The organism is Burkholderia mycopellens (assembly GCF_964265025.1).
Lineage (GTDB): Bacteria > Pseudomonadota > Gammaproteobacteria > Burkholderiales > Burkholderiaceae > Burkholderia.
This window is the reverse complement of sequence record NZ_OZ183803.1, coordinates 1921422-1947613: the sequence shown is the minus strand read 5'-3', so window position 1 is coordinate 1947613 and position 26192 is coordinate 1921422. Positions and strand designations below refer to the sequence as shown.

Annotated in this window: 21 protein-coding genes; 9 read left to right on the top strand and 12 right to left on the bottom strand. The window is 66.8% G+C overall.

Going from position 1 to position 26192, the window contains the following annotated elements:
* Window positions 1–73: 73 nt before the first annotated feature.
* Together ACPTTC_RS26965 and ACPTTC_RS26960 are read right to left on the bottom strand one after the other, a co-directional pair.
* On the bottom strand, window positions 74–4642 hold the full coding sequence (locus ACPTTC_RS26965; protein WP_423394654.1) for an Lhr family helicase: 4569 nt from the start codon (window positions 4640–4642) through the stop codon (window positions 74–76).
* A 201-nt stretch (window positions 4643–4843) separates the two neighbouring features.
* Complete coding sequence (locus ACPTTC_RS26960) at window positions 4844–5368, bottom strand: metal-dependent hydrolase (protein ID WP_423394653.1); 525 nt, start codon at window positions 5366–5368, stop codon at window positions 4844–4846.
* 396 nt (window positions 5369–5764) lie between these two features.
* On the opposite strand from ACPTTC_RS26960, the gene ggt reads away from it, so the two are divergent.
* Complete coding sequence (ggt, locus tag ACPTTC_RS26955; protein ID WP_423394652.1) at window positions 5765–7486, top strand: gamma-glutamyltransferase; 1722 nt, start codon at window positions 5765–5767, stop codon at window positions 7484–7486.
* A gap of 86 nt (window positions 7487–7572) precedes the next feature.
* Here the strand turns inward: ggt and ACPTTC_RS26950 are convergent, their stop codons facing one another.
* The gene (locus tag ACPTTC_RS26950) at window positions 7573–8496 is read right to left on the bottom strand and encodes an alpha/beta fold hydrolase (protein ID WP_423394651.1); all 924 of its coding nucleotides are present in this window, start codon (window positions 8494–8496) and stop codon (window positions 7573–7575) included.
* 353 nt (window positions 8497–8849) lie between these two features.
* Here ACPTTC_RS26950 and ACPTTC_RS26945 point away from each other — a divergent pair, with 353 nt between their 5' ends.
* Entirely contained in the window at window positions 8850–9299 is a 450-nt protein-coding gene (locus tag ACPTTC_RS26945) for a winged helix-turn-helix transcriptional regulator (RefSeq protein WP_069251376.1), read from the top strand.
* A 21-nt stretch (window positions 9300–9320) separates the two neighbouring features.
* Here the strand turns inward: ACPTTC_RS26945 and ACPTTC_RS26940 are convergent, their stop codons facing one another.
* The 7 genes from ACPTTC_RS26940 to ACPTTC_RS26910 form a co-directional block, all read right to left on the bottom strand.
* Window positions 9321–9932, bottom strand: a complete 612-nt coding sequence (locus ACPTTC_RS26940) for an ANTAR domain-containing response regulator (RefSeq protein ID WP_423394650.1) — start codon at window positions 9930–9932, stop codon at window positions 9321–9323.
* A 6-nt stretch (window positions 9933–9938) separates the two neighbouring features.
* The gene (locus tag ACPTTC_RS26935; protein WP_423394649.1) at window positions 9939–11081 is read right to left on the bottom strand and encodes a transporter substrate-binding domain-containing protein; all 1143 of its coding nucleotides are present in this window, start codon (window positions 11079–11081) and stop codon (window positions 9939–9941) included.
* Window positions 11082–11112: 31 nt separating this feature from the next.
* Window positions 11113–12672 (bottom strand): nitric oxide reductase activation protein, encoded by a 1560-nt coding sequence (locus ACPTTC_RS26930; protein ID WP_423394648.1) that lies wholly within the window; start codon window positions 12670–12672, stop codon window positions 11113–11115.
* A complete protein-coding gene (locus tag ACPTTC_RS26925; protein WP_423394647.1) occupies window positions 12669–13508 on the bottom strand; it encodes a CbbQ/NirQ/NorQ/GpvN family protein in 840 nt (279 codons plus the stop codon). The genes ACPTTC_RS26930 and ACPTTC_RS26925 overlap by 4 nt, the downstream gene beginning before the upstream one ends.
* A complete protein-coding gene (locus tag ACPTTC_RS26920; RefSeq protein ID WP_423394646.1) occupies window positions 13508–13990 on the bottom strand; it encodes an AmiS/UreI family transporter in 483 nt (160 codons plus the stop codon). Before ACPTTC_RS26920 ends, ACPTTC_RS26925 begins: the two co-directional genes overlap by 1 nt.
* A gap of 68 nt (window positions 13991–14058) precedes the next feature.
* Window positions 14059–15096 carry an aliphatic amidase gene (locus ACPTTC_RS26915; RefSeq protein WP_423394645.1) on the bottom strand — a complete coding sequence of 346 codons (1038 nt, stop codon included), beginning with the start codon at window positions 15094–15096 and terminating at the stop codon, window positions 14059–14061.
* Window positions 15097–15582: 486 nt separating this feature from the next.
* Entirely contained in the window at window positions 15583–16998 is a 1416-nt protein-coding gene (locus ACPTTC_RS26910; RefSeq protein WP_423394644.1) for a TolC family protein, read from the bottom strand.
* Window positions 16999–17276: 278 nt separating this feature from the next.
* On the opposite strand from ACPTTC_RS26910, the gene ACPTTC_RS26905 reads away from it, so the two are divergent.
* The 7 genes from ACPTTC_RS26905 (at window position 17277) to ppk2 (ending at window position 24874) form a co-directional block, all read left to right on the top strand.
* A complete protein-coding gene (locus tag ACPTTC_RS26905; protein WP_006479216.1) occupies window positions 17277–17453 on the top strand; it encodes a hypothetical protein in 177 nt (58 codons plus the stop codon).
* Between the two features lie 224 nt (window positions 17454–17677).
* Entirely contained in the window at window positions 17678–17863 is a 186-nt protein-coding gene (locus ACPTTC_RS26900) for a hypothetical protein (RefSeq protein WP_021159490.1), read from the top strand.
* Between the two features lie 143 nt (window positions 17864–18006).
* On the top strand, window positions 18007–20127 hold the full coding sequence (locus ACPTTC_RS26895) for a peptidase domain-containing ABC transporter (RefSeq protein ID WP_423394643.1): 2121 nt from the start codon (window positions 18007–18009) through the stop codon (window positions 20125–20127).
* Window positions 20124–21128: a hypothetical protein gene (locus tag ACPTTC_RS26890; RefSeq protein ID WP_423394642.1), complete on the top strand. Its 1005-nt coding sequence runs from the start codon at window positions 20124–20126 to the stop codon at window positions 21126–21128. Before ACPTTC_RS26895 ends, ACPTTC_RS26890 begins: the two co-directional genes overlap by 4 nt.
* A 12-nt stretch (window positions 21129–21140) precedes the next feature.
* Window positions 21141–22436: an HlyD family secretion protein gene (locus ACPTTC_RS26885; protein WP_423394641.1), complete on the top strand. Its 1296-nt coding sequence runs from the start codon at window positions 21141–21143 to the stop codon at window positions 22434–22436.
* 4 nt (window positions 22437–22440) lie between these two features.
* Entirely contained in the window at window positions 22441–23835 is a 1395-nt protein-coding gene (locus ACPTTC_RS26880) for an OmpW/AlkL family protein (protein WP_423394640.1), read from the top strand.
* 88 nt (window positions 23836–23923) lie between these two features.
* Window positions 23924–24874, top strand: coding sequence for a polyphosphate kinase 2 (ppk2, locus tag ACPTTC_RS26875; protein ID WP_423394639.1), 951 nt, complete (start codon window positions 23924–23926; stop codon window positions 24872–24874).
* Between the two features lie 55 nt (window positions 24875–24929).
* Here ppk2 and ACPTTC_RS26870 read toward each other — a convergent pair whose 3' ends face one another.
* Together ACPTTC_RS26870 and ACPTTC_RS26865 are read right to left on the bottom strand one after the other, a co-directional pair.
* On the bottom strand, window positions 24930–25220 hold the full coding sequence (locus ACPTTC_RS26870) for an H-NS histone family protein (protein ID WP_423394638.1): 291 nt from the start codon (window positions 25218–25220) through the stop codon (window positions 24930–24932).
* Window positions 25221–25480: 260 nt separating this feature from the next.
* The gene (locus ACPTTC_RS26865; RefSeq protein WP_423394637.1) at window positions 25481–26068 is read right to left on the bottom strand and encodes an IMPACT family protein; all 588 of its coding nucleotides are present in this window, start codon (window positions 26066–26068) and stop codon (window positions 25481–25483) included.
* Window positions 26069–26192 lie beyond the last annotated feature (124 nt).

Genomic DNA, 26192 nt, shown 5'->3' with positions numbered 1-26192 from the left:
GATGCTACCCGAACGACGCCGGCAGCGCGCCCCGGCGATCAGTAGTCCGTGCGGTGTCGCTTGTCAGCCAATGTCAGCAGTGCCGCGCGAGCCGCAGGCGGGCATCCTCGCGGGCAGCGGGCGATAGCTCGGGCGCGTAGTGGAACGCTCCCGAAACCAGCGATGCGACCGGCACGCCGTCGCGGAACAGCACGCGATTGCCGGCCAGCGCGGGCACCTTGTCGCCGGGCAGCAGCGTGCCGGCGAGATTCAGCGGATCGGCGCCCGTCACGCACACGTACTGTCCATCGCCCGGTTGCCGCCGCAGTTCGCGCAGGATCGGAATCGCTTCGGGCAGCGCGAACTGCTCGCCTGCGAGCCCGGCGACGAAGCGTCCGCCGCGAATCTCGCCGCGCGCCTCGAGGCGCTGCAGGACACGCACGAGTTCGCGCCAGCTCGGCAGCCAGTCGGCTTCGCGTTCGAGCAGCCGCCAGAACACGACGCCGTAACGGCGCAGCAGCGTCCATGCGATGTGTTCGAGCGCATCGGGGTCGGTTGCAACCTGGTCGCGTTTCGGCACGGGCGCATCGTCCGGCGGCGCGTGACGTTGCACGAGCGCCCAGCGGCCCGCGTCGTCCATCCCGCCGATCAGCGCGCCGCCGCGCCGTGTGCGTGGCGCATAGGTCGCGCTGCGCTTGACGGCGGGCTTCAACAGCGCACGCAGGCCCGCGTAGCTGTCCGCATTCACGAGGCCGGCCGACACGAGTTCGCCGAGCGCCTGTTCGAGTTCGACGGGCAGCATGTGCAGGTCGTCGAGCAGCGCATCGAAGAACATCGCGCCGTGCGCGGCGAGGGCATCGCGCACCTGTGCGGCGCGCGCGGACAGTGCCGGTTGCGCATCGGGATCGCGCAGCACCTGCCACGCGGACAGGTGGCGGCGCGGCAGCAGCACGATCGGCGTCGTCTTCACGGGTGTGCCGGCCGCGCGCGCCGGTGCGCCGATGCGCGTCCACACGAGCTTGCCGGAGCGGCACAGCTCGTCGAGCCCGCCTGCCATGTAGTCGGTGAGCCGAGCGGGCAGCAGCGCGTCTTCCCAGGCGCTTGCCGCGGCCTCGTAGCCTTCGAGCTGTTCGACCACGGCCGCGAGTGCGTCGCGGCCCGTGCCGCGCGTGTCGGGCGTCAGGTGTTGCCAGTGGAACAGGAAGCGCATGAAATCGGCGCGCTCGACCGGCTCGATCTCGCGGCGCAGCCGCTTCACCGTATAGCGATGAATGCGCGCAAGCAGATGGCGTTCGCACCATTCATCCGTCGTCGCGCCCGGCGTGAACCGGCCGCGCATCACATAGCCTTCGCGCTCCAGCGCCGCAAGTGCCGTCGCGATCGACGCAGGCGGCAGCCCGAGCGGTGTCGCGATCGAATCGAGGGCAAGCGGGCCGAAGCCGGTGAGCCGCGCGCGGATCACGTCGACGAGTGCGGCATCCGCTTCCCACGGCTGCGCGCAGGCAGCCGGCACCTTGAGCGCCGGCGCGGTGTGCGCGTCGGGATGCAGCGCACGCACGCACACGAGCCGTTCGACCGGCACCCACAGGGCGGCACCGTTCGGCGCGACGAGTCTTGTTGCGCGGCGGCGTTCGGCGAGCGTCGCGAGCCGGTCGGGCCAGCCTTCGTGTGCGCGTGCTTCGCTATCGGCGATGCACGCGAGCGTGAGCAGCGCGTCGTGCATTTCGTCGGCATCGCGCACGAGTGGCCATGCTTCGTCGCGCACTGCATCGATCGCGTCGGCGTCGAGCGTGCCGAGATCGTCGGCCGATTCGGGATCGCTCCAGCGGCGCGACTGCACGGCCTGCGTGCGGCGTTCCTCGAGCGGTGCATCGTCGAGGAACGCATAGGGTTTCGCGTTCAGGATCTCGGCCGCGAGCGGCGACGGCGCGGGCAGGTCGCGCGCGACGAGCTCGATCGCGCCGCTTTCGATCCGGCGCAGCAGCGCAAGCCAGCCATCGGAGTCCATCGCGTCGTGCAGGCAGTCGTCGAGCGTCTGGTCGACGAGCGGGTGATGCGGTATCTCGCGCTCGCCGACTATGTTCTCGAGGCACGCGACCTGATCGGGGAACACGGTCGCGAGCAGGTCGTCGCTCTTCATCCGCTGCAGTTGCGGCGCGGTGCGCTTGCCGCCGGTGAAGCGCGGCAGCGCGAGCGCGGTCGTCGCGTTCCAGCGCCAGCGCACACCGAACATCGGCGCGTCGAGCAGGGCCTGGATCAGCACGTGCTCGGCGCTCGCCGGACGCAGGTAGCGCCACACTTCGTCGAGTGCGAAGCTGTGCGCGAGCGACAGCGACAGGATGATCGCGTCGTCGGTCGCGGCCGCCTGCAGCTCGAAGTTGAAACTGCGGCAGAAGCGCTTGCGCAGCGCGAGCCCCCACGCGCGGTTGATGCGGCTGCCGAACGGCGAATGGATGACGAGCTGCGTGCCGCCCGATTCGTCGAAGAAGCGCTCCATCACGAGCGTGTCCTGCGTCGGCAGTGCGCCGAGTACGGCGCGCGTGCGCGCGAGATAGTCGGTGATCTGGCGGGCGGCGTCGGGCGACAGGTGAAGATCGTCGACGAGCCAGCGCAACGCCGGTGCGAGGCGGCTTTCGGCCGGGCAGGCAGGGGCGGCACGGGCGCCGTCGTTTCGTACACTGATCGCGGCTTCGGCTTCGGCTTCGGCTTCGGCTTCGGCTTCGGCTTCAACACGTCGCGTCGATTTTGCACCGCCCTTGGTCCTGGCTTGGGTCGTCGCCTTGACTCCAGCCGCCGTCTTCCCGCCAATGTCGACGTCAGTGCGTTGACCGCCTCCGGCATGCCCTTGTCGGTCGCCTTCGGCGAATAGTCCGTCGAGCCGCGCGCGCAGCCGGCCGACCGCCGCCGACAGTTCGTCGCTGCGCCCCGGTGCCTCGCCGAGCCAGAACGGGAGGTTCGGCGACTGGCCCTGCGCGTCCTCGACGCGCACGCGGCCCGTTTCCACGCGAATGATCCGGTACGATTGGTTGCCCAGCTGGAACACGTCGCCCGCGAGACTCTCGATCGCGAAATCCTCGTTGACCGTGCCGACCTGGATGCCCTGCGGTTCGAGCAGCACCGCGTAGTCGGCCATGTCGGGGATCGTGCCGCCCGACGTGGTGGCGGTCATCATCGCGTTGCGGCGCCCGCGCACGGTGCCGCCGACAATATCGCGATGCAGGTAGGCACCGCGCACGCCGCGCCGGCTCGTGAAGCCTTCGGCGAGCATCTTCATCACTTCGTCGAAGCGCTCGCGCGTCAGCCGTGCATACGGCGCCGCGCGTGTGAAGCTCGCATACAGTGCGTCTTCCTGCCATTCCGTGCACGCCACTTCGGCGACGATCTGTTGCGCGAGCACGTCGAGCGGCGCTTCGGGAATGCGCAGCGTGTCGAGTTCGCCGCGCTGCACGCAATCGAGCAGCGCGGCGCACTCGACGAGTTCGTCGCGCGACAGCGGGAACAGCCGGCCTTTCGGTACGCCGCCGACATGGTGCCCGGAGCGGCCGACGCGCTGGAGGAACGGTGCGATCCCGCGCGGCGAGCCGACCTGGCAGACGAGATCGACGTCGCCGATATCGATGCCGAGTTCGAGCGATGCGGTGGCGACGAGCAGCTTCAGTTCGCCTCGCTTCAGGCGCTGCTCGGCGTCGAAGCGGTGCTCCTTCGCGAGGCTGCCGTGATGGGCGGCGATCGCTTCCTTGCCCAGCCGGTCGGCGAGATGGCGCGCCATGCGCTCGGCGGTGCGCCGTGTGTTGACGAACACCAGCGTCGTGCGATGCGCGGCCGCGAGCCCGGCGATGCGGTCGTACACCTGTTCCCACACGTCGGTTGCCATCACGGGCTCGAGCGGCACGTTCGGCAGTTCGAGCGCGAGGTCGCGCTCGCGCGTGTGGCCGGTGTCGATGATCGTGCAGTCACGCGGCGCGTCGGCCGGGCCGCCTACCAGGAAGCGCGCGACCGCGTCGATCGGCTTTTGCGTGGCCGACAGCCCGATCCGCGGCAGCGCACGTCCGGCCAGCGCGTCGAGACGCTCGAGCGACAACGCGAGATGGCTGCCGCGCTTCGACGACGCGAGCGCATGGATTTCGTCGACGATGACCGAGCGCACGTTCGACAGCATCTGCCGCCCCGACGTGGACGACAGCAGCACGTACAGCGACTCTGGCGTCGTGACGAGGATGTGCGGCGCGCGCTTGCGCAGCGCGGCGCGCTCGGCCTGCGTCGTGTCGCCGGTGCGCACGGCGGTGCGGATCGCCGGCACCGGCAGGCCGAGTTGCGCGAGCGATTCGGCGATGCCGGCAAGCGGCGCATCGAGGTTCACGTGGATGTCGTTCGACAGCGCTTTCAGCGGCGACACGTACACGACGAGCGTTGCGTCGGGCAGCGTGCCGTCGTGCGCCAGCGCATCGCGCACCAGCTCGTCGAGCGCGCACAGGAACGCGGTGAGCGTCTTGCCGGAACCGGTCGGCGCGGCGACCAGCGTCGAGCGCCCGGCCTTGATGTGCGGCCACGCAAGCGCCTGCGCGCCGGTGGGCGCGGCGAACGTGCGCCGGAACCACGCGGCGACGGCCGGGTGGAACACGTCGAGCGCACTGGCGGCAGGGCGGGTAGCGGTGACGTCCATCTGAGCGTTGAAATGGGGTGCAAGCGCGCGGAGGGCGCGCGCACGAATCGAATCGTCAGTGTGCCAGACGCCGCGCGGGCGTGCCGGGCACGCGTGTCTACGATTCGAATTCAGATGGGGGCCGTCACCGCACTTTCAACGAACGGAAAGTTGCATGTGCGCCGGCACGCCGATCGCGCGCCGAATTACGTCAAATTGCAACTAAACGCGATTCAGCCAGCCGAGCCAGTGCTCGAGCAGCGGCGCGCGCGACCACAGCGACTGCGCGAGCCACAGCGTGCCGCCCCATGCGGCGGCCACGACGATCAGGTCGCAATGCCCGCTGTTCCACAGGTTGAGCGAGTGACGCCGCCAGATCCACGGCACGCCGAGCGGGTTCGGCCAGTCGGCGAGGAGGTGCATCAGGCCGCCGCATGCGAAGCCGAACAGCGGCGCGGCCCACAGTGGATGCGGATGATGGACGAGCCCGTGCCACCCGAGCGCAAGCAGGGCGATCCAGCCGATGCCCCAGTGCGTGATGGTGCGATGCGTGATCCACAGGCGGCGCTTGCGGCTCCACCATGCGACTTCGAGCCAGTCGGGCGCGGTGCCGCCCGCGACGCCGGCCGCGAATGCGGCGAACAGACCCGAGTGCCACGGGCCGGTTGCACCGGTTTGTGCGACGAGGACGGCGGCGGCGACGCCGGCCGCGATGCCGGACGCATGATGCGCATTGTGTGATGCCATACGAAGCGAGACGAAGAAACGTGAAGCGGGGCGCGCACGAAAAATGATGCAGCGCGAAAGCGGGGCGCTATCTTCGCAGATCGGCCCGTGCTGCGGGAGGGACGTTTGCAGATTTTTTTGCGAGCGCCACGTGGCCCGCTGCGCAGTTCGCAACTTTCGGTTTTGTGCGCCGCGTGATGACGCGCATCGCGCGCCATTTCGACCGATCCGCATGCACGTTCGGAAGCCGCAGCGTGACCGGGCGCACACAACGGATGTGCTTTCGTTGCACGCGCCGTGTTCGACCCTTTTTGTCCCCCTATACTACGAAACCGGATGTGGCCGTCGGCGCGCCAGCGGCCATGAGCGGAACAGAGGCTTTTACGGCCTGAAGGAGATCCACATGGGGGACATGCAATGACTACGCTGAATCGCTTCAAATCATCCGCTGTCGTGCTCGCGACGGTGGCCGGCATCGGGTTCCTGCCGAACGCGCCCGTCTATGCGAAGGGGCCGCAGCCCGCGGTCCTGACGAGTTCGGCGGTCGCGGTGGCCGACAAGTACAGCGCGGATGCCGCGGAGCGGATCTTCAAGGAAGGCGGCAACGCGATCGACGCGGCCGTCGCGATCGCATTCACGCTCGCCGTCACGTATCCGGAAGCCGGCAACATCGGCGGTGGCGGCTTCATGACGATCTACAAGGACGGCAAGCCGTACTTCATCGACTACCGCGAGCGTGCGCCGCTCGCCGCGACGAAGGACATGTACCTCGACAAGGACGGCAACGTCGTCAAGGGCATGAGCCTGTACGGCCCGCGCGCGGTCGGCGTGCCGGGTACGGTCGCGGGCATGTGGGAAGCGCAGAAGCGCTTCGGCAAGCTGAAGTGGAAGCAGGTGCTCGCGCCGGCGATCCACTACGCGCGAGATGGCTTCGTCGTCGACGAACAGCTCGCGCAGCGCGGCGTCGACGCGTCGAAGGAGTTCGGCGGCAAGACCAACTTCGACAAATATTTCTCCGGGCTGAAGGCCGGCGTGAACTTCAAGCAGCCGGATCTCGCCGATGTGCTGACGCGAATTTCGAACGATGGCGCGGAAGGTTTCTACAAGGGCAAGACGGCCGAGTTGATCGCCGCGTCGATGAAGACCGGCGACGGCAACGGGCTGATCACCACCGAGGATCTCGCGCAGTACCGCGCGGTGTGGCGCCAGCCGGTGCAGGCGAAGTGGAACGGCTATGACGTGATCACCGCGCCGCCTCCGAGCTCGGGCGGCATCGGCCTCGTGCAGCTGCTGAAGATGAAGGCCGACCTCAAGCAGGACTTCGAGGGCGTGAAGCTCAACTCGCCGCAGTACATCCACCTCGTCGCGGAAATCGAGAAGCGCGTGTTCGCCGATCGTGCGCAGTATCTCGGCGATCCGGATTTCTACAAGGTGCCGATCGCGCAGCTGACCGACGACGCCTACATCGCGAAGCGGGCGGGCGAAGTCAACCCGAAGGAGCCGTCGGATACGAAGAGCGTGCAGCCGGGCCTCGGCACGACGATGCCGGAGAAGGCCGAAACGACGCACTTCTCGGTGGTCGACAAGTGGGGCAACGCGGTGTCGAACACGTACACGATCAACGGCTATTTCGGCTCGGGCGTGATCGCCGACGGCACGGGCATCGTGCTGAACGACGAGATGGACGACTTCTCCGCGAAGCCGGGCGTCGCGAACATGTTCGGCGTGGTCGGCAGCGACGCGAACGCGATCGAACCGAAGAAGCGCCCGCTGTCGTCGATGTCCCCAACGATCATGACCAAGGACGGCAAGGTGTCGCTCGTGATCGGCACGCCGGGCGGTTCGCGGATCTTCACGTCGATCTTCCAGGTGATCAACAACATCTACGACTTCAAGATGCCGTTGAAGGAGGCCGTCGGCGCGATGCGCTTCCATCACCAGCTGCTGCCGCCGAACACGATCTTCTGGGAGCCGTACCACCCGGTCGAAGGCGAACTCGCGAAGCAGATCGAGGCGCGCGGCTACACGCTGAAGGGGCAGGATTTCAGCGGCGACATCCAGGTGATCAAGATCGACGGCAAGACGCCGGAAGCGATGGCCGACCCGCGCGGGCGGGGGGTGACGCGGGTGATTCACTGACGTGAAGGGGGCGTGCGCTGTTGCGAAGGCGGCCGCGCACGCCGTGTTCCATAGCCGGGTGCCGTACCGCCGGCTGCGGAACACACTCAGCCGGTGGTCCGGATGAAGCGTGCGATGCGTGCCGCGATGGCGTCGGGCGCATCTTCGAGACAGTAGTGCCCGACGCCCGCCAGCCGCTCGACGGGCGCGGACGGAAACAGCGCCGTGAAGAGCGGCAGGAAGTGTTCGGCGCCGAGCGTTCGGTCGGCGTCTCCCCAGATCGCGAGCGCGGGTTTTTCGCGTATCGCGCGCAGCGCCGCCGCATCGGGCTCCTCGAACCGGTGCGCGCCGGCGGCAAACCCGCGGGCCCATCCGATCGCGCCGAGACAGTCGGCCGGTTGCGCGAACGGCGCACCGTATGCGGCGATCCACGTGTCGTTGATGATCGCGTGATTTTCGAACCCGTTCAGCTTCAGCGTGCTCAGGATGTTGAAGCCGAGCTGACCGAGCACCGTCTCGAGCGTATCGTCCGCCGCCGCGCGCATGATCCACCGGAACCACGGCGCGTCGCGACCGTTCGCGTTCAGGCGCTCGACAAGATCGGGCTGGCCGAACGGCGTCGGCCCGTTCACGGACACGATCCGCCGGATGCGATCCGGATGCCGCGCGGCAAGCCCCATGCCGACCGGGCCGCCGAAGTCGTGCATCACGAGCGTGATGCGATCGAGGCCGCGCGCGAGTACGAAACGTTCCAGGTTGTCGATGTGGTCCTGCAACCAGTAGCTGCGGCCCGGCGGCGTCGCGCTTTTGCCAAAGCCCATGTGATCGGGGACGACGACGCGGTGTGTCGGACTCAGCGCGGCAACCAGATGGCGGAACAGGTAGCCCCACGTGGGTTCGCCATGCAGGCACAGGATGGTTTCGCCATTGGGCGGGCCTTCGTCCACGTAGTGCATCCGGAAGCCGGATGCGTCGTCGAAATGCGGGGCGAATGGAAAGGTGCCGTCGAACGTGGCATCGGACCGGATCATCGAGCGCTCCTTCGGATAGTCGGATAATTTGGTTTCAAGTTGAAACCAAAATGAAGCGTAGGTTATCGGGTTTCAAGTTGCAACCAGAAAGATGTCCGGGCCAACCGCGGATCGACCGGGCCATGGGTGCATGACGACGCGTCGGAAAGGAACGGCGCCGTAGTTTAGCGGCTGGACACAGGAGTTGGCGTGCCAATCAGGCCCGAATCGACCCTGCCATTCGTCGATCGCGAACAGTCGAGCCCCGAGCGATTGATCTTTCGCGTAATGAGTTTTATATTGCAACCATTCATTTCAACGGAAACGACCGCCGTTCCGCCCGCATTCCGGGAACGGACGCGCCCCATGCATCGATGAACAGACGAACCACGCACGAGGATTCCCCCTGCGGCGTTGCCCGCCCGCTGGACGCGATCGGCGACTGGTGGTCGCTGCTGATCGTGCGCGATGCGTTCGACGGGCTGCGCCGTTTCGGCGAATTCCAGAAGAACCTCGGGCTGGCCAAGAACATCCTGGCCGCGCGTCTGCGCAACCTGGTCGCGCACGGGATCATGGACATCGTGCCGGCCGCGGATGGCGGCGCGCATCACGAATACGTGCTGACCGAGAAAGGGCGCGGCCTGTTTCCGCTGCTCGTCGCGCTGCGGCAGTGGGGCGAGGATTTCTTCTTCGAACCGGACGAGGCGCACGTGCTGCTCGTCGACCGGAAGAGCGGGTTGCCGGTCAGGAAACTGGAGTTGCGTTCGCAGGACGGGCGCGTGCTCGGGCCGGAGGATACGGTCGTGTTGCCACCGCCGGACTGACGTGCGGCGACGGCGCCCGCGTTACCGTTTAAGCAGCCCATGCGCCTGCACGATCTGCTCGGCGAGCTGGTTGATGGAAATACGCCGCTCCATCGCCTGCGAGCGGATCTGCTGGTAGGCTTCTTCCTCGCTGATTGCGTTGTGCTGCATCAGCAGTGTCTTCGCTTCCTGCAGCGTGCGCGCTGATATCACGCGCTGTTCGAGTTGAGCGATGCGGCGGCGGTATTCGTCGTGCCGGCGGCTCTGGTGACACGCGAGCGCCATCGCGCTCAACAGGCCGAACGAGCGAATCGGCGTCGTCACCGCGCTCTGCGCATCGATGCGCAGCATCAGTTCGAGGATCGTCGGGCTTTCGTAGGTCGTGACCGCGATGAGCGGCGGCCGCGCGTCGTCTTCCAGCCACGGGATCGACAGGTGCAGCAGGTCGGGCCGAACCGCGAGAATCACGAGGTCGACGCTTTCCGGCAGTGCGGCGGGCGGCGGCCAGCGCTGCTCGGTCGGGCAGCCGATGCGCGAAAGCTGCTCGACGAGCAGCAGGCCGTTGTCGTCATCCGGGTAGTACACCATCACGCGCAGCGAGCGCAGTTCGGCGAGCAGGCGCGGCGTCGAGCGGATCGGGGTGCGGGCGCGCATCGTCGGTTATGCCTTCTGTTCGTCGGGCGCGTGCACGCGGTCGCCGAGCGAATGCGTGACGAGGTACGGATCGGGATGCACGCGTCGCGTCGCTTCGCGCACGATCGTGAAATTGCCGTCGGCCGTCGCACAGCCGATGCGCGGGTAGAGGCACGTGTGCTGCGTAAGCCGGTCGATCTTCACCCGCCCCTGGGGGGCGTCGAATTCCGCATCCGCGAGATGTTCGACGAGCCGGTCGCGCTGGTCGGTGCCGGCACGCGCGAGCGCATTGGCGAACAGGTGCACCTGGAAATACGCGGCCTCCCACGGCGCGGACGCGCTCGCATCGTCGCCGAAGCGCGCCTTGAGCTGCGCGATGCAGCGCCGGTTCACATCGGAATCGATGGTCTGAAAATAGGGCGACGACGTGTAGTGGCCGGCCGCGGCCGCGCCCATCTGGCCGAGCTCGATCTCGGAGGTCGTCAGGCTCGCGATCGGCATCTTGCGCGCATCGAGGCCGGCTTGCGCATACGCGCGGTAGAACGCGGCCGTGCTGTCGCCTACCAGCGTGCTGAACACGAAGTCGGGCGCCTTCGCACGGATGTCCTCGACCACCGCCGCGAAATCCTGCTCGGACGCGACGAGCGGCATGTATACCTCGCCGAGGATCTGGCCTTCCGGATGCTGCGTGACGAGATCGATCATGATGCGGTTCGACTCGTACGGGTAAATGTAGTCGGACCCGACCAGGTACACCCGTGCGCCGAACTGCGCAGTCATGAACGCGGCGAGCTGCACGCTGTTCTGGTTGGGCGCCGCGCCCGTGTAGATCACGTTCGGCGAGAATTCGAAGCCTTCGTAGAGCGTCGGGTAGAACAGCAGCTTGTCCCACTTCTCGACGATCGGAATCAGCGCCTTGCGGCTGCTCGACATGTACGCGCCGAACAGCACGTTCACGCGCTCGGTGGCGATCAGCTCTTCGGCGAGCCGCGCATAGGCGGCCGGGTCCGAACACGCATCGCGCACGACGGGCACGATCTCGCAGCCGTTCGCGCCGCCCGCTTCGTTGATCTCGGCGATCGCCTGCAGCGTGCCGCGCAACTGGCTCTGGCCGAGGCGCGACGTGCATCCGCTTTGCGAGAACAATACGCCAACCTTCACACTGTTCATTCGCTCTTCCTGTCTCTTCCGGGTGGGGCCGTCACGCGGTCAGGCGCCCGGCCGCGTGCGCGACGACGGCTGCCAATGCGTCGCCGTTCGCCGCGTGGACGCAACTCGGGCCGACGCCAAGTATTGTAGACAACCCGGGCGGTGCGCCGAACGACAAACCGGCGATCGCGACGCCGCGCTGCCGGCCCTGGCGTGCCGCGTGGCGCGCATCCTCGACGAGGTAGCGCGGGTCGAACACGTCGATGTCGGCGGCCTCACCGTCGCCGATCATCAGCACGGTGGCCCGTGCGCGCGCGGCTTCGCGGCGCAACAACGCCAGCGCATGGCGCAGTGCGGCGCCCGTGCGGGTGCTCATCCCGCTGTCGGCCGCGAGCAGCGCCGCACGGCGGCCGGTGTCGAACGCTTCGCCGAAATCCTTGAAGCGCGCGTAGTACACGCGATGCCGGCCGTCCGACGTGTAGCCGTGCACGGCCCAGCGCCGCCGCTGCCGGTCGAACAGCTCGCCGAGCACGAACGCCGCGCGCTTCTCGAGCGTGGCGACCTGCGCGGCCGTCGACGCCGACAGGTCGAGCAGGATCAGCACGGGCCCGCGCGCGTCGTGCGGCACGCGGCGACGGAACACGCGCGGATCGGGCACATGCCCGGCGCGTCGAGCGATACGTGCGGCGATCGCCGCATCGACGTCGAGCGCATCGCCGTCGAGCTGACGGCCGACGCGTCGCATCGGTTCGGCCGCACGCGGAGACGGCGCCCGCTTCGCCGTGCGCCGGTCGGCTTCGATCAGCGTGGCAAGCGAACGGGGCGGCACCGACGTGGCCGGCGCGCGTTCGACGATCGTCGTCCAGTCGCGACGTTCACGCTGCGTGTGGCAATTCCACTCGGGATAGCGCGGCGCATCGGGCGCGGGCGGCGGTTCGTCGTCGGGTTCGTCGCCATGGCCGCCGGTCGACGCCGACATCCCGACGCCTTCGCTGCCTGCCTGTTCGGCCGTTACGGCGGCTGGCCGGGCCCATAACCACGCGTTGTCGTCGCGATAGGACAGCCATGCGCCGTCGTCAGGCTCGAACCGCACGCGCATCTGGCCGAGATCGTTCGCAAGCCGCGATGCGACCGTACGAAACGCGCGGTAATCGTCGAGCGTGTCGCGATGTTCATTGAACAGCCGCACGCCCTTGTCGACCCACGGGTTGCCGTCGCGATACGATGGATCGAACAGCGCTTTCGCCAGCCGCGCGCACAGGCGGCCGAACGTGAGCCCTTCTCGGTCGATCGGCGCGAACGCGGGTGCCCAGAACGTCGCCAGCCCCGGCCACGTGCGTGCGAGCAGCGTTTCGACGCGCGCATCCTCGATCAGCCCGGCGACGGCGAGGCCGATCGGCGTCAGCTTGTCGGACGGCTCTCCGGACGGTGAATGCAGCCAGTGCGCAAGCGCGTGCGCCGCCGCCGCGATGCGTGCGTCGGGAGCCAACGCACCGGGCACGCGCAGCGCGGCATGGCCGAGCGTCGCGCGCTGCGCGGCATCGTCGACCCGCACGTCGGTTTCGTGCGCGGTCATCCCGTGCAGGAAGCGGGCGAGTTGCAGCGCGCTCATGTCGCGAAGTGCGCGGCGGCCATCGCCTGCAACGCGGCACGGGTGTCGGCGTCGTCGGTCGCCGCGTCGCTGATCGCGATCCGGCACGCATCGAGCGGCGCGAGCCCCGCGACGATCAGCCGGGCCGCGTGCACGAGCAGGCGCGTCGACGCACCTTCGTCGAGCCCGTTGCCGGCCTGCGCCAACGCGCGTGTACGGTGGGCAAGATCGACGAGCCGGCGCGCCGTTTCGCGGTCGGCGCCGCTTTCGCGCACGATGACGTCGGTTTCATGCGCGGCATCGGGATAGCCGAAGTCGATCGCGACGAAACGTTGCCGCGTCGACGGCTTCAACCGCCGGTGTTCGCCGTGATAGCCGGGGTTGTACGAGATCACCAGATGGAAATCCGGATGCGCATGCACGAGCTCGCCGAGCCGGTCGAGCGGCAGCACGCGCCGCGAGTCGGTCAGCGGATGAATCACGACCGTTGCGTCGGGACGCGCCTCGACGATCTCGTCGAGATAGCAGATCGCGCCATGCCGTGCCGCGAGCGTGAGCGGCCCGTCGGCCCAGTAGGTGCCGTCGGCGTCGAGCAGATGGCGCCCGGTCAGGTCGGCGGCCGACGTATCGTCGTTGCATGCGACCTGAATCAGCGGCAGGCCCATGCGCCACGCCATGTACTCGACGAAGCGCGTCTTGCCGCAGCCGGTCGGCCCTTTCAGCAGCACCGGCAGGTGATGACGGCAGGCCGTCTCGAACCAGTCGGCCTCGGCGCCGGCCGCCTGGTAGAACGGTGTGTCGGCAATGCGGTGCCCGGCAAGCGGATCGGTAGCAAGCGGCGTATCGCGTGCGCTCATTACCACCTCCCGGTCATCATCAGCATGCCGGGCAGCCAGCAGGTGCCGATGCCGATCGCGATCGTGTAGCCGGGCAGGAAACGCACGCGCCGCTTCAGTCCGAGCGCGACGAAGAACAGGAACCACAGGCTCGACCATAGCAACCACATCGTGCCGAACCGCATGTCATGCGACGTGCCGGCATAGACGAGCGCGCTGATTGCGACGAACAGGCAGTACCAGCCGAGGCCCGCGCCTTGCAGCCCGCGCCACTGGACGGCGGCGAGGTACAGGTACGTGAATGCGAACAGCAGGCCGCCCGCGCTCGAGAAATATTGCTGCGGCGCCGAGGCCTGCACGAGGTCGACGAGGTTGATCAGCAACGCGAGCAGCCCGACGAGCAGGTTCAGGCCGGCCGCGTCGCGCGGTTCGATGCGGCCGGTGAGTGCGACGCCGTTGACGACCAGCACCGCGCCGATGAAGAAGAGAGCAACACCGAGCATGATGAAGGCTCCAGAGTGAGACGGAGCCGTTCGCGCACGCGGCGCGAACGGATGTGCAGGGTGCGGGTTCAGCGGTGCGCGGGCGCATCGGACGGAACGCCTTCGATCGGGCATTCGGGCGTGCCGGGTGTCGCCCGCGTGAGGCGCTCGACGGCCTGGCGCGTGCCGTCCGGGTCGTTCACCCAGTTCGCGTAGAACTCGAACGGGCATTGCGCGACGCCGTTCGGCGATTCGCCGGAGCCGATCTTGCCTGTGTAGCCGCGGTGCAGCAGCTTGTACAGGTGGTTCTGCGACTGCATGTTGCGGCGCGCGTCGCGGATCAGGCTCACCGACAGCTCCGCATACTGCACGCCGTTTTCTTCCTCGCCGCATTCGCCGAGCGTGCGGCCGTCGAAGCCGACGATCGCCGAGTGGCCGAAATACGAATACACGCCGTCGAACCCGGCCGCATTCGCGACCGCGACGTAGCAGTTGTTCATGAACGCCATCGCCTTCGACACGAGCACCTGCTGGTCCTTCGCCGGGTACATGTAGCCCTGGCAGCGTACGACGAGTTCGGCGCCGCGCATCACGCAGTCGCGCCAGATCTCCGGGTAGTTGCCGTCGTCGCAGATGATCAGGCTGATCTTGAGCCCCTTCGGCCCTTCGGCGACAGACGTGCAGTCGCCCGGATACCAGCCTTCGACCGGCACCCACGGCATGATCTTGCGGTACTTCTGCACGATCTCGCCCTGGTTGTTGATCAGCACGAGCGTGTTGTACGGCGCCTTGTTCGGGTGCTCCTCGTGACGCTCGCCGGTCAGCGAGAACACGCCCCACACGTTGGCCTTGCGGCACGCGGCCGCGAAGATGTCGGTCTCCTCGCCGGGGATCGTCGATGCCGTGTCGTACATCTCCTTCGCGTCGTACATGATCCCGTGCGTCGAATACTCGGGGAACACGATGAGGTCCATGCCGGGCAGGCCGCGCTTGATGCCGACCACGCGCTCCGCGATTTCGCGGGCGTTCGCGATCACGTCGGCGCGCGTGTGCAGGCGCGGCATCTTGTACTGGACGACGGCGACGCCGACGGCGTCGTTGCTGCTGGAAATATCGCCATGACGCATGGTGTGCTCCTGGTTCGGGTGAAGACGTGCGTTTTCGAAAGACAAAAAAAAGCCCTTGCCTCGACGAGCGAGGCAAGGGCTTCTTTGCCGGTACGTTCATCCGACAACGCTGTCGGATAACGGGAATGCGGATGGGTGGCCCGATGTCGGGCCGGCGAAGCGCGGGCTAGCGGGCGCGCGCTGCGCACGATCGTAGGACGTCTTTGTCCGCCGGATCGATGGAATGCACTCTAGGCAAAGTTTTTTTTGGACGCAACATCGCGTATACCCCTGCACGTCGGGATCAAGCGGCGACCGGCGCGGGGTGCGCCCGGGATCGTGCATGGCGTCGGGCGTTTGCGTGGGGGCGGACGCAAGTTTGCGCGAACGACGGGACGATATCGCGCCTCGCCGGTGTCGAAGGAGCCGACGGTCAGCGCATCGGCAATACCGAATAAGGTTGCGTGTACAACCTTGTGTGGAACGCCGATGCGCGTCGAGACGCGTTCAACTCCGGTCGTTCGCCGCGTTGCTTTCGAGGAAGCTGTCCACCGCGATCAGCGACTGTTCGTCGAGCGTACCCAGCACGCTTTTCAGTTTCAGCTGCAGCTTCAGCGCGTCGAGATAGCTGTCGAACAGCTTCTGCCGGATGCCCGAGATGTCGTGCCGCAGGTTCAGCGTCTCGTACGTCGTGCTGTAGCCGACCTGATGCGCCTTCATCGACGAATCGTAGGCGAGACGCGCGGCCTGCAGCGACTGCTGCAGCGCGCGGATGCGCTTGCCGACCGATTCGAGCGCGGACAGCGCCTCGCGATGATCGGTACTCAGTTGCTCCTCGACCTCGCGCAGCCGGTTGCGGTACTGCTCGGTCACGTGCTCGGCCTCGACCTGCCGGTAGTACACGCTGCCGCCGGAGAAGATCGGGATCGTCACCTGCACGCCGACCGCGCTCTGGTGGAAGTCGGAGCGATCCGTGAGCCCGCGCAGGTTCGGGTTGAGCCCGCGCGAATACGACGCGAACAGGTCGACGGTCGGCAAGTGCTCGGCGCCGACGCGCTTCGCGGCGAGCCGCGCGACCTGGACGTCACGATACGCCTGCCGGTACGCGGGATTATCCTGCGGCGCGTATTCGCCCGACGGAATGCGCGGCGACGACCCGCGCATCGCGAGCCGCGGCCAGCGCGAGAAATCGATCGTCGAACCGAGCAGCGTCTCGTAGCGCGCGCGGCGTGCGTCGACGTCGGTTTGCGCGAGCGCTTCGTCGGATTGCGCGAGACTGCGGCGCGCCTCGATTTCGGCCGTATCGCCGATCGTCTTCATCCCGAGCTGCGCCATCCGTCGGGTATCGCTTTCGAGCCGGGTGAGCGCGTTCACTTCGTCGTCGGCCGACTGCAGTTTCTCGCGCGCGCTCAGCAGGTCGAAGCACGCGTTCGCGACGCGCAGGATCAGGTCCTGCCTCGCCACCTCGAGCTTCTGTCTTGCCGATTCCTCGTACTCGGTCGCGCGCCGCATGTCGTACAGGTAGGGCACGTTGAACAGCGCCTGCGTGACCTGCGCGGAACCGTATGCGGCATTGCTCGATCCGCTGACGTCGATGCCGAACAGGTTCGCGTGCGTACCGTACCGTCCCCATTCGAGTTGCGCGGCGGCCTGCGGCAGCATCTGCGCGCGCGCTTCGGGGAATTTCTGGCGGGCCGCGTCGTATTCGCTGCGCGCCTGCAGGTAGCGCGGATCGTGCACGACCGCGTACTGGAAGGCGGTGTCGAGGCAGAACGCACGCGCGTTCGCAGACATGCCGGCTATCGTTACAGCGAACAATGTCACGGTTGCAAGTCGGGGATTCCACCTAGTCGTAAAACTTGATAGGGAGTTACCCGTATTCCGCGTCGCCGATCCGCGATTCGCGCGCCTCGTTTCAAACATGGCCGTCTCCGTCTCCTGCCCGTGCCACAACGTATTGCAGCGGGATTTAAACGTATTGAAATTGAAATTCAAACAGCGTGAATGCCTGCTACCGGTGGCGCCTCGGAAAACGCGCCTGTAAGAGTGTGTCCTCCATTGAATTCCGATGCGCTCTCATGATAGCCTGATTTCGGCTCGTAATCGCAGTGATTATTAGATTAACAGGTCGCTAGGGATTAAAAGCCGTTTGTCTTTCAATGAAGGTTCTTTGCATCATCTTTATTTTTTACGAGGAGAGAATGATGAAGGTCATGACGACGGAACAGGTCAGGAATGTGCATGGCGGCGGTGCGATCAGCTCGCTGGGTAGCCTCGCCGTTGACGCCGCGCCGGTGGTGACCGCGCTCGGCCAGTTCCTGCCGAGCCTCGGCAATTACCTGCAGAACCCGAAGACGTTCAATAACACCGGCAAGTAACCGCCGTGCGCGGGGAGGCGCCCCCCGCGCGAAATGCTGCGAAACAGAAGGAAAAGAATCGATCGCCGCAGTGGAAATAAAGTGAATCCGAAATACATTGTTTTCGGTTCGGGCGATTATCAGGAGGCAGGAGTGCCGGATTATCTCCGTAATAAAGTAAAAGCCATTTGGATTTCAGTTGGCTGACGGTGGCGGGCATTCCGACAATATAAAGGCCACAGAAAATGCGAGACATCACGGAAGAACAGGCCCGCCAGATTCGCGGCGGCGCGTCGCTTTACTCCAATTCGGCCGCTTATACGGTCGATCTCGTCAACCAGTCGATCGGCACCACGCTCCAGGGCCTGATGACCCAGTACCAGGCCCGCGCCGTCGAACAGTTCCGGATGTCGCTCGGCTCGTCGCGCTGAGCGGCCCGCCCGACAGCCGGTAACACCGATCTTCCGTCGCAGCCGGCAGCGTGCCGGCTGCGACCATGCGTATCGCGCGACCCGCCACGGACCTGCTACCGGCAGGCCCGGGCGGCGCGTCGTCGCGCCCCGGGTGCCCGACCATGCTCTTCAATACGCGTAAAGTCCGTCCGGTCCTGCAGGACGAGGTGACGGAGTGCGGCCTGGCCTGCCTCGCGATGATCGCGTCGTGGCACGGGCGTGAAACGACGTTGCGCACGCTGCGCAACCGCTACCCGGTCCGGATCGATTCCGGGCTGTCGTTCTTCGACCTGATGGAGATCGCGAACGATCTCGGCCTGCGCGCACGCGGGCTGCAGTTCGACGCGGGCGAGCTCGATGCGTTGAAGACGCCGTGCATCCTGCACTGGGGGATGAACCACTATGTCGTGCTGACGAAGGTCGGCTACGGCAGCGTGCACATCGTCGATCCCGCGCTCGGCGAAACGAAGCTGCCGCTCGCGCAGGCGCTTACGCACATCACCGGCTATGCGCTCGAACTGAATCCGGACATCGGCTTCACGCGGGCGGGGCAGGCCGACCGGATCCGGCTGCGCGACTACCTCGAAGGGCTGACCGGCATTCGCAAGAGCCTCGCGATCGGCATCGCGGGCGGCGTCGCCGCGCAGCTCCTGCTGCTGCTTGGCCCGTCGTACGTGCAGCTGACGATCGACGAGGCGCTGAAGAAGACCGACGTCGACATCCTGTACCTGCTGACGATCCTGTTCGCGATCGTGTTCCTGTTCGACACGCTCTACGCGAACCTCGTCGGCAACATCAAGAGCTACCTGCGCAACATCGTGTCGCAGCAGTTGTCGGCGAACATGGTCGGGCATCTCGCGCGGCTGCCGATCGGCTATTTCCTGTTCCACAACACCGGCGATTCGATCTCGCGCGTGTCGTCGGTGTCGGAAGTCGGGCGCTTTCTCGTCGATGGCCTCGTCGGCGGGCTGCTCAATATCGTCACCTGCACGCTGACGCTCGTGCTGATGCTGTACTACAGCCCGGTGCTGGCCGGCATCAGCCTGGCCGGGATGGTGCTGTTCGCGCTCAGCCGGCTCGCGATCCAGCCGCAACTGCAGGACGCGATGTCGCAGATCCTCACGCGCGGCGCCGAAGCCGACGCGCTGCTGATCGAGAACATCCGCTCCGCGCACTCGATCAAGCTGCTGTCGGCCGAGACCGCGCGCAGCAGCCTGTGGGTGAACGCGTTCACGCAGAAGCTGCAAGCCATGCGCCAGCAGGAGCGGCTGCAACTGCTGTTCGATGCGATCTCGAAAGGCATCGTGCACGTCGAGCAGCTCGTGATCGTCACGTATGGCGCGTGGCTCGTGATGCACGGCCAGAGCACGATCGGCGTGATCTACGCGTTCATCCAGTACAAGAACCTGTTTGCCGACAAGTTCATCGATTCGATCCAGCTCTACGTGCGCCGCAAGGTGCTGCAGGTACACATGGATCGCGTCGCGGACGTGCTGCAGACCGAGACCGAGGAGCCCGCGCCGGACGCCGTCGTGCGACCGGTCGACGGTTTCGACGGCGCGCTGTCGATTCGCGCGCTGTCGTATACGCCGAAGGGTGGCCACCGCCCGATCCTGCGCGACATCGCGCTCGATGTGCCGGCGGGCGGCAAGATCGCGATCGTCGGCCGCACCGGCAGCGGCAAGACGACGCTGTTGAACCTGATCTGCGGCCTCGTGCGGCCCGAGCCCGGCACGCTGTTCGTCGGCGGCGTCGATCTCGCGGAAGTGAACCTGCGGCAGTACCGCAAGCATCTCGCGGCCGTCACGCAGTCCGACCAGCTGTTTCGCGGGACGATCCGCGACAACATCACGAACTTCGCGCCCGCGCCGCGGATCGGCGCGATGTTCGACGCGGCGAAGCTCGCGTGCATCCACGACGAGATCGAGCGGCTCGACCATCGCTACGACACGCCGCTCGGCGATACGCAGAAATTCCTGTCGGCCGGCCAGATGCAGCGGCTGCTGATCGCGCGGGCGCTGTATTGCGAGCCGCGCCTGCTGATCCTCGACGAATTCTCGTCGAACCTCGACCAGGCGACGACGCACGAGATCTGCCGCAACGTGCTGACGCTGCCGTGCACGATCGTGCTCGTCACGCACGATGCGTCGATCCTGTCGATGGTCGACCGGATCTACGAGATGCAGGACGGCGTATTGACCGATGCGACCGACGCATGGCGTTCGGCCGAGGAGGCGCGGTGATGCTCGGACGGCTCTTTCTGCTCAACCCGTTCTCGTATGCGTTCCTGGTGCGGCGCGCGGTGCGCGCCGTCGCGCTGCGCACGTCACCCGCGCGCGGGCTGCGGCTGATGCGCTGGTGCTCGGGCGCATGCCTGCGCTGCTTTCCGTGCATTCGCGAGTCGATCGAGCGCGCGGTCGCATACATGCTGAGCGCGCACCTGGACGACGATCCGCGACGCGTGCGGGAAGTGTCGGCGGCGATCGTGCGCGAGCTGTTCGAGGCCGAGTTCGCGGGGCTCAAGCTGCGTACCCACAGCCTCGAATCGATGAAGTCGATGATCGACGGCATGGCGTGCGAAGGCGACGAGCAGTTGCGCACCGCGCTCGCGCGCGGCGGCCCGCTGATGCTCGCGGGGCTGCACTTCGGCAACCTGATGCTGTTCGTCACGAAGCTGCGCTTCATGATTCCCGACGACCGCAAGCTGATGGTGATCCTGCACCGCGATGCGCCGGGCGTGTTCTTCGACGATGCGCTGCGGCTCGTCGCCGAATACGGCGCCGGCGAAGTGGAGTTCATCGACATCGAGGAGCGCGTGCACCTGCGGCGGCTGATCACGAGCCTGCGGCGCGAGGCGCCCGTCTTCCTACTGTTCTCCGATCTGCACGGCAAGTTCGGCAAGACCAACCGCTGCCGGCTCGGCGGCCGCTGGGTGCGGATGGCCGGCGGCGGCGTGAAGCTCGCGGTCGAGCAGGGGATTCCGCTGCTCGTCGCGTATGCGACGGGCGTGCCGTTCCGCGATCGCTGCGCGGTGCATTTCACCGAGCTCGCGGCCAGCCCGCTCGCGCCGATGCTCGGCGCGGACGACGACGCGTCGCCCGTGCGCGCGACGCACCAGCGCATCGTCGACCGGCTCGAGCAGGCGCTGGTACGCCAGCCCGAGCAGTGGCATTTCTGGGAACACTTCACGCCTTACCTGATGCCGACGCCGCTGCTCGATGCGGCCGCGCGGCGTCGCTCCTGACGAGCCCGCCCCATGCCGACCTGGAACGCCACCCTCCGAGAACAGAAGCCGTCGCGCAAGCTTGCGCGCGGCACGACCTTCGGCACCGTGATCCACGGCGTCGTCGACGTGCCGGTGTCGCTGCGGTTCTTCTGCTACCTGTCACTTGCGATGTTCGCGATGTTCGTGACCGCGCTCGTCGAACTGAGCTACGCGAATACCGAGAGCGTGTCGGGGATGTTGACGCCGCGCTCGGGGCTGATCGGCGTCAGCGCGCCGCCGGGCTGGGCCGTGCGCGACGTCTACGTCGGCAAGGACCAGCACGTGAAGGCCGGCCAGCGGCTGCTGGCGGTGACGCGCGACACGAGCTTCGTGAGCCAGGCCAACAACGTGCAGGGGATGCGCGCGGCGCTCGACCGGCAGCGTGTCGAGGTGACGCAGCAGATCGATGCCGCGCGGCTCGAATACAAGTCGTCGGTGCAGCAGATCAACCAGCAGATCGCCGCGCAGGGCGAGAGCCGCGGGCTGATCGACCGGCAGATCCAGGACCAGAAGCGCATCGTCGACGAATACGGCGAGCGGCGTGCGCGCGTGAAGCAGTTGCTCGACGAACAGGTCGTGACGCTCGAGCAGTACAACCAGGTCAACACGCAGTACCTGCAGGCCGGGCAGGCGTACCAGGACCTGCTGCTGCGCCGCGCCGAGCTCGTGAAGAACGCGATGAAGCTGCGCGGCGACCTCGACACGATGCAGAGCAAGTACGACGGCGCGAACGCGGAACTGAAGATCAAGCAGGAGGAACTGAACGCGAAGGAATACAACATCGACGAGAACGTGAACCAGGTGCTGTACGCGCCGGCCGACGGGCAGATCGTGCGGCTCGACGTCGTGCAGGGCGGCGTGATCGACCCGCCGGGCACGCGCGTCGTCGAGATCCTGCCCGCGAAGGCCGACGGGCTGATCGCCGAGGTCTACATTCCGTCGTCGAAGGCCGGCTTCGTGAAGAAAGGGCAGGAAGTGAAGGTGGCGTACGCCAGCTATCCGGTCGAGAAGTTCGGCACCTATCGCGGCAAGGTGTTGTCGATCTCGCCCGTCGCGTTTTCCGCGAAGGAGCTGAACCTGCCGGGCGATACCGCTACGCCGCAAACCTACTTCAAGACCTGGGTCGAGCTGGCCGACCGCATGCCGGCATTCGAAGGACGGCCACTGTCGCTGCGGGCCGGGATGATGCTGAAGGCCGATATCGTGCTGGAGCGGCGCAGCCTGCTCGAATGGCTGTTCGAGCCGTTGTACCGCATCCGTCAACGCCTGTTCGGCGTGCCGGCCTGAGCCGATGGCGAGCCGGGACAAGGATCGTCGCCGCCGCGCGCGGCCGGGCGCCGTGCGCCCGCTGTCGCGCTGGCTCGCTGCGGCGCTGTGCGCTTGCGCGGCCGTCGCGCATGGCGCGCCGCAGCCGGACGGCGACGCCGAGCCGCGCTGGCAGGCCGGCGCCGACGGAATCGGCTTCTGGCCGGGCGGCGACGCGGACGGATTCGATGCGAGCGCGTGGGCGACCGATGCAGGGCCGGCCCGCCGCGAGCGTGACGACTCGGGCGATGTGCCGCAACCCGACACCGTACCGTTGACGGCGCGCAAGATCACGCTCGGCCAGCGAACCAGCGGGGCGGGGCGCGCATGCGTGGCCACGCGCGACGATGGCGCGGACGGTATCGGCTTCGACGACAACGGCGCAACTGGCGGCTGCGAGCCGGCCGCACCCCGCGATGCGACGGCGGATCGCGCACCGGCCGGCGGCGTCGTCCACGCCGACCGGATGCCGTACGAACTGCATCCGATCGACCCGTCACGGCTGCCCGATCTGCCGGCCGCCCAGGCGCCGCCGCTGCTGACGCAGCTGATGGGCGACGACCGCAACATGGTCGGCCTCGGCTGGCACTTCATCGGCACGACCGGCCGATCGACACCCGTGACGACGCACACGGACGCCCTCGGGCTGAACAGCTTTCAGAACCAGGGTTCGAGCCTGTCGCTCAGCAATACGAACACGCTGGCGTTCACGTTGACCCACTTCGTCTCGGAGAACTGGGCGGCCGAACTCGGCGCGGGCATTCCGCCGGTGCTGACCCTGCGCGGGCACGGCAGCATCGCGCTGCCGCTCGACCGGATTTTTTCGGGCGTCCAGGGGCGCTTTCCGCTGATCGATCTCGCGAACACGCAAAGCAATCCGCTCGCGACCACGCGCGCGTGGCTCGGCTCCGTCGTGTTCAAGTATTACCTCGGGGAGCGCGACGATCGTTTCCGCCCGTTCGCGGGCATCGGCATCAGCTATACGCGCTTCACGAACACGAACCTGAATCCGGTGTTCCAGCGCAAGCTCGCGTCGCTCGGCGGGCTGCTCGCGGCGGGCGCGGACATCGGCAGCCTGCAGTCGCTGCTGCTCGACCCGTCGCTGTTCCAGCGTATCTGGGATGCCGGCGGCGACCTGCTGCTGTCGGGCAAGACCAACGTGTCGGCCAAGGTGAAGAGCGTGTGGGAGCCGGTGTTCACCGTCGGCGCGAGCTACCAGATCACGCGCCGGTTCTGGGTCACCGGCATGGTGACCTATATCCCGTTACGTACGAAGATTACGCTGGACATCGACCAGCCGAACCGGCAGCTCGCGTCGAACACGTTCGATATTTCCGCGAACCCCGTGCTGGCGAGCGTACTGCTCGCATTCCGCTTCTGACCGGCGCGCCGGCCCTTTTTCATGAATTTGACGCGCGACACTGGGATAATGTCGGAGTTTGGCTGCGTCAATGATGGAAGGAGGCCCCATGGGCGACAACGATACCCGTAACGAGACCGACGACCGCACCGATATGGAATCGATGGAGGTGCGCCAGCGCCGTTTCGAGGAAGACCTGGTCGACGCGTACGACGAAGAGCTCGAGATGGAGCTCGACGATCGCCGCTTCGACGACACCGACGACCTGCTGTTTTCGCAGGAGCGTCGCGAGGCGCGCAAGCAGTATTTCCGGGAACTGTTCCGGCTGCAGGGCGAACTCGTGAAGCTGCAGGACTGGGTCGTGAGCACGGGGCACCGGCTCGTCGTCATTTTCGAGGGGCGCGACGCGGCCGGCAAGGGTGGTGCGATCAAGCGCATCACGCAGCGGCTGAACCCGCGCGTATGCCGCGTGGCGGCGCTGCCGGCGCCGAACAACCGCGAACGCACGCAATGGTATTTCCAGCGCTATGTCGCGCATCTGCCGGCCGGTGGCGAGATCGTGCTGTTCGACCGCAGCTGGTACAACCGCGCGGGCGTCGAGCGTGTGATGAACTTCTGCACCGACGAGGAATACGAGGAGTTTTTCCGTTCGGTGCCCGAGTTCGAGAAGATGCTGGTGCGTAGCGGGATCCAGATCGTCAAGTACTGGTTCTCGATCACCGATCACGAGCAGGAAGTGCGATTCCAGAGCCGGATCCAGGATCCGCTCAAGCAGTGGAAGCTGAGCCCGATGGATCTCGAGAGCCGCCGCCGCTGGGAAGCCTATACGGCCGCGAAGGAAGAGATGCTGCTGCGTACGCACATTCCGGACGCGCCGTGGTGGGTCGTGCAGGCCGTCGACAAGAAGCGCGCGCGGCTGAACTGCATTCACCACCTGCTGCAGCAGGTGCCGTATCACGAGGTGCCGCACGCACCGATCGACCTGCCGCCGCGCGAGCATCACGAGGATTACATCCGCCGGCCGGTGCCGGACAACATGATCGTGCCGGATACTTACTGAGTGGCCGCGGCGGGTTCGATGCGATGAAGGGGCGCGCCGTGCAACGCGGCGCGCGTTACTCCCGGATCAGGAATGCGTCGCGGTTGCGCCCGACGATCCATGCGGGTGCGCGCCCGCGCCCGCTCCATGTCGCGCCGGTTGTCGGGTCGCGATACTTCACACCGACGGTGAACAGCTTCGCGCGATCGCTGTAACCCTGCCCGAAGATTTCCCGTGCGGTCAGCGCGTAGTTCGTGACGAGTTCGCGTACCTGCGCCAGCACCGCGTTACGTTCGCGGCTTCGCGCCGCCTTGATGCGCCGATCGAGTTCCGCAAGCTGGGCTTGCAGTGCCTTCACTTGATGCATGCGTCCGATATCCCGTAGTCGAGTTTTGATTATTGGCGACGCGTGGTGAACCGTACGTCGGCGCGCCTGGCCCAGGCGCGCCGCCTCGGCCGGTGGCGGTTGCGTGCTGCTTGCGCCGGCCTGCGGGAAACGTATGCGGCGCGAGTCGCCGGGAACCCGGTGAGATTAAGTGGCGGCGTGTGGTTTTTCTATCGGACGTATCTGATTTTTCGGCGGAATTTGCCGGTAGCGGGGGCGACGGGGCGCGCGGTTGCCGCTCGTCACAGATCGGGAAAGCCTGATCGCCCTTGCGTCAGGTCGAACAACTCGGCCCGCGCGTTCACGTCGGCGGTCTCGGGCAGCTTGATCACGAGCCTGACCGTCATCCCGTACGCGCTGTCCACCAGTTCATAACCCGCCTGTTCGATCCAGCGGCGCACGCGCGCCTCCTCGGGATAGCCGATCTCGATCGCGAGCCGCGTGTAGCGGATGCGCTCGACGCGCTCGGCATCGAGCAGCGCCGACGCGATTGCATCGGTGTACGCGCGCACCAATCCGCCCGCGCCGAGCTTCACGCCACCGTAGTAGCGCACGACCGCACCCAGCACACCGTCGAGATCGTGATGGCGCAGCACTTCCAGGATCGGGCGGCCCGCGGTGCCCGATGGCTCGCCGTCGTCCGACATCCCGGATTGGCCGCCCGCCAGCAGTGCCCAGCACACATGCGTGGCCGTCGGATGTTCTTCGCGCAGGCGTTGCAGTGCCTGCATCGCGGCGTCGCGGTCGTCGACGGGAATCGCGTACGCGATGAAGCGGCTCTTGCGGATCTCGAGTTCGCGGATGTAAGTGGTGGCGAGCGAGTACATCATGCGTCGCGGCGGGGAAAGTGTAAGGAAATCAAGGTGATGATGGCGTGTCGACTCTTTCGATGCTGACCCGGGCAGGCATGGGCCAGCTGCATGGGCGGGATGGAAGCCGGATTTTACCGTGGTG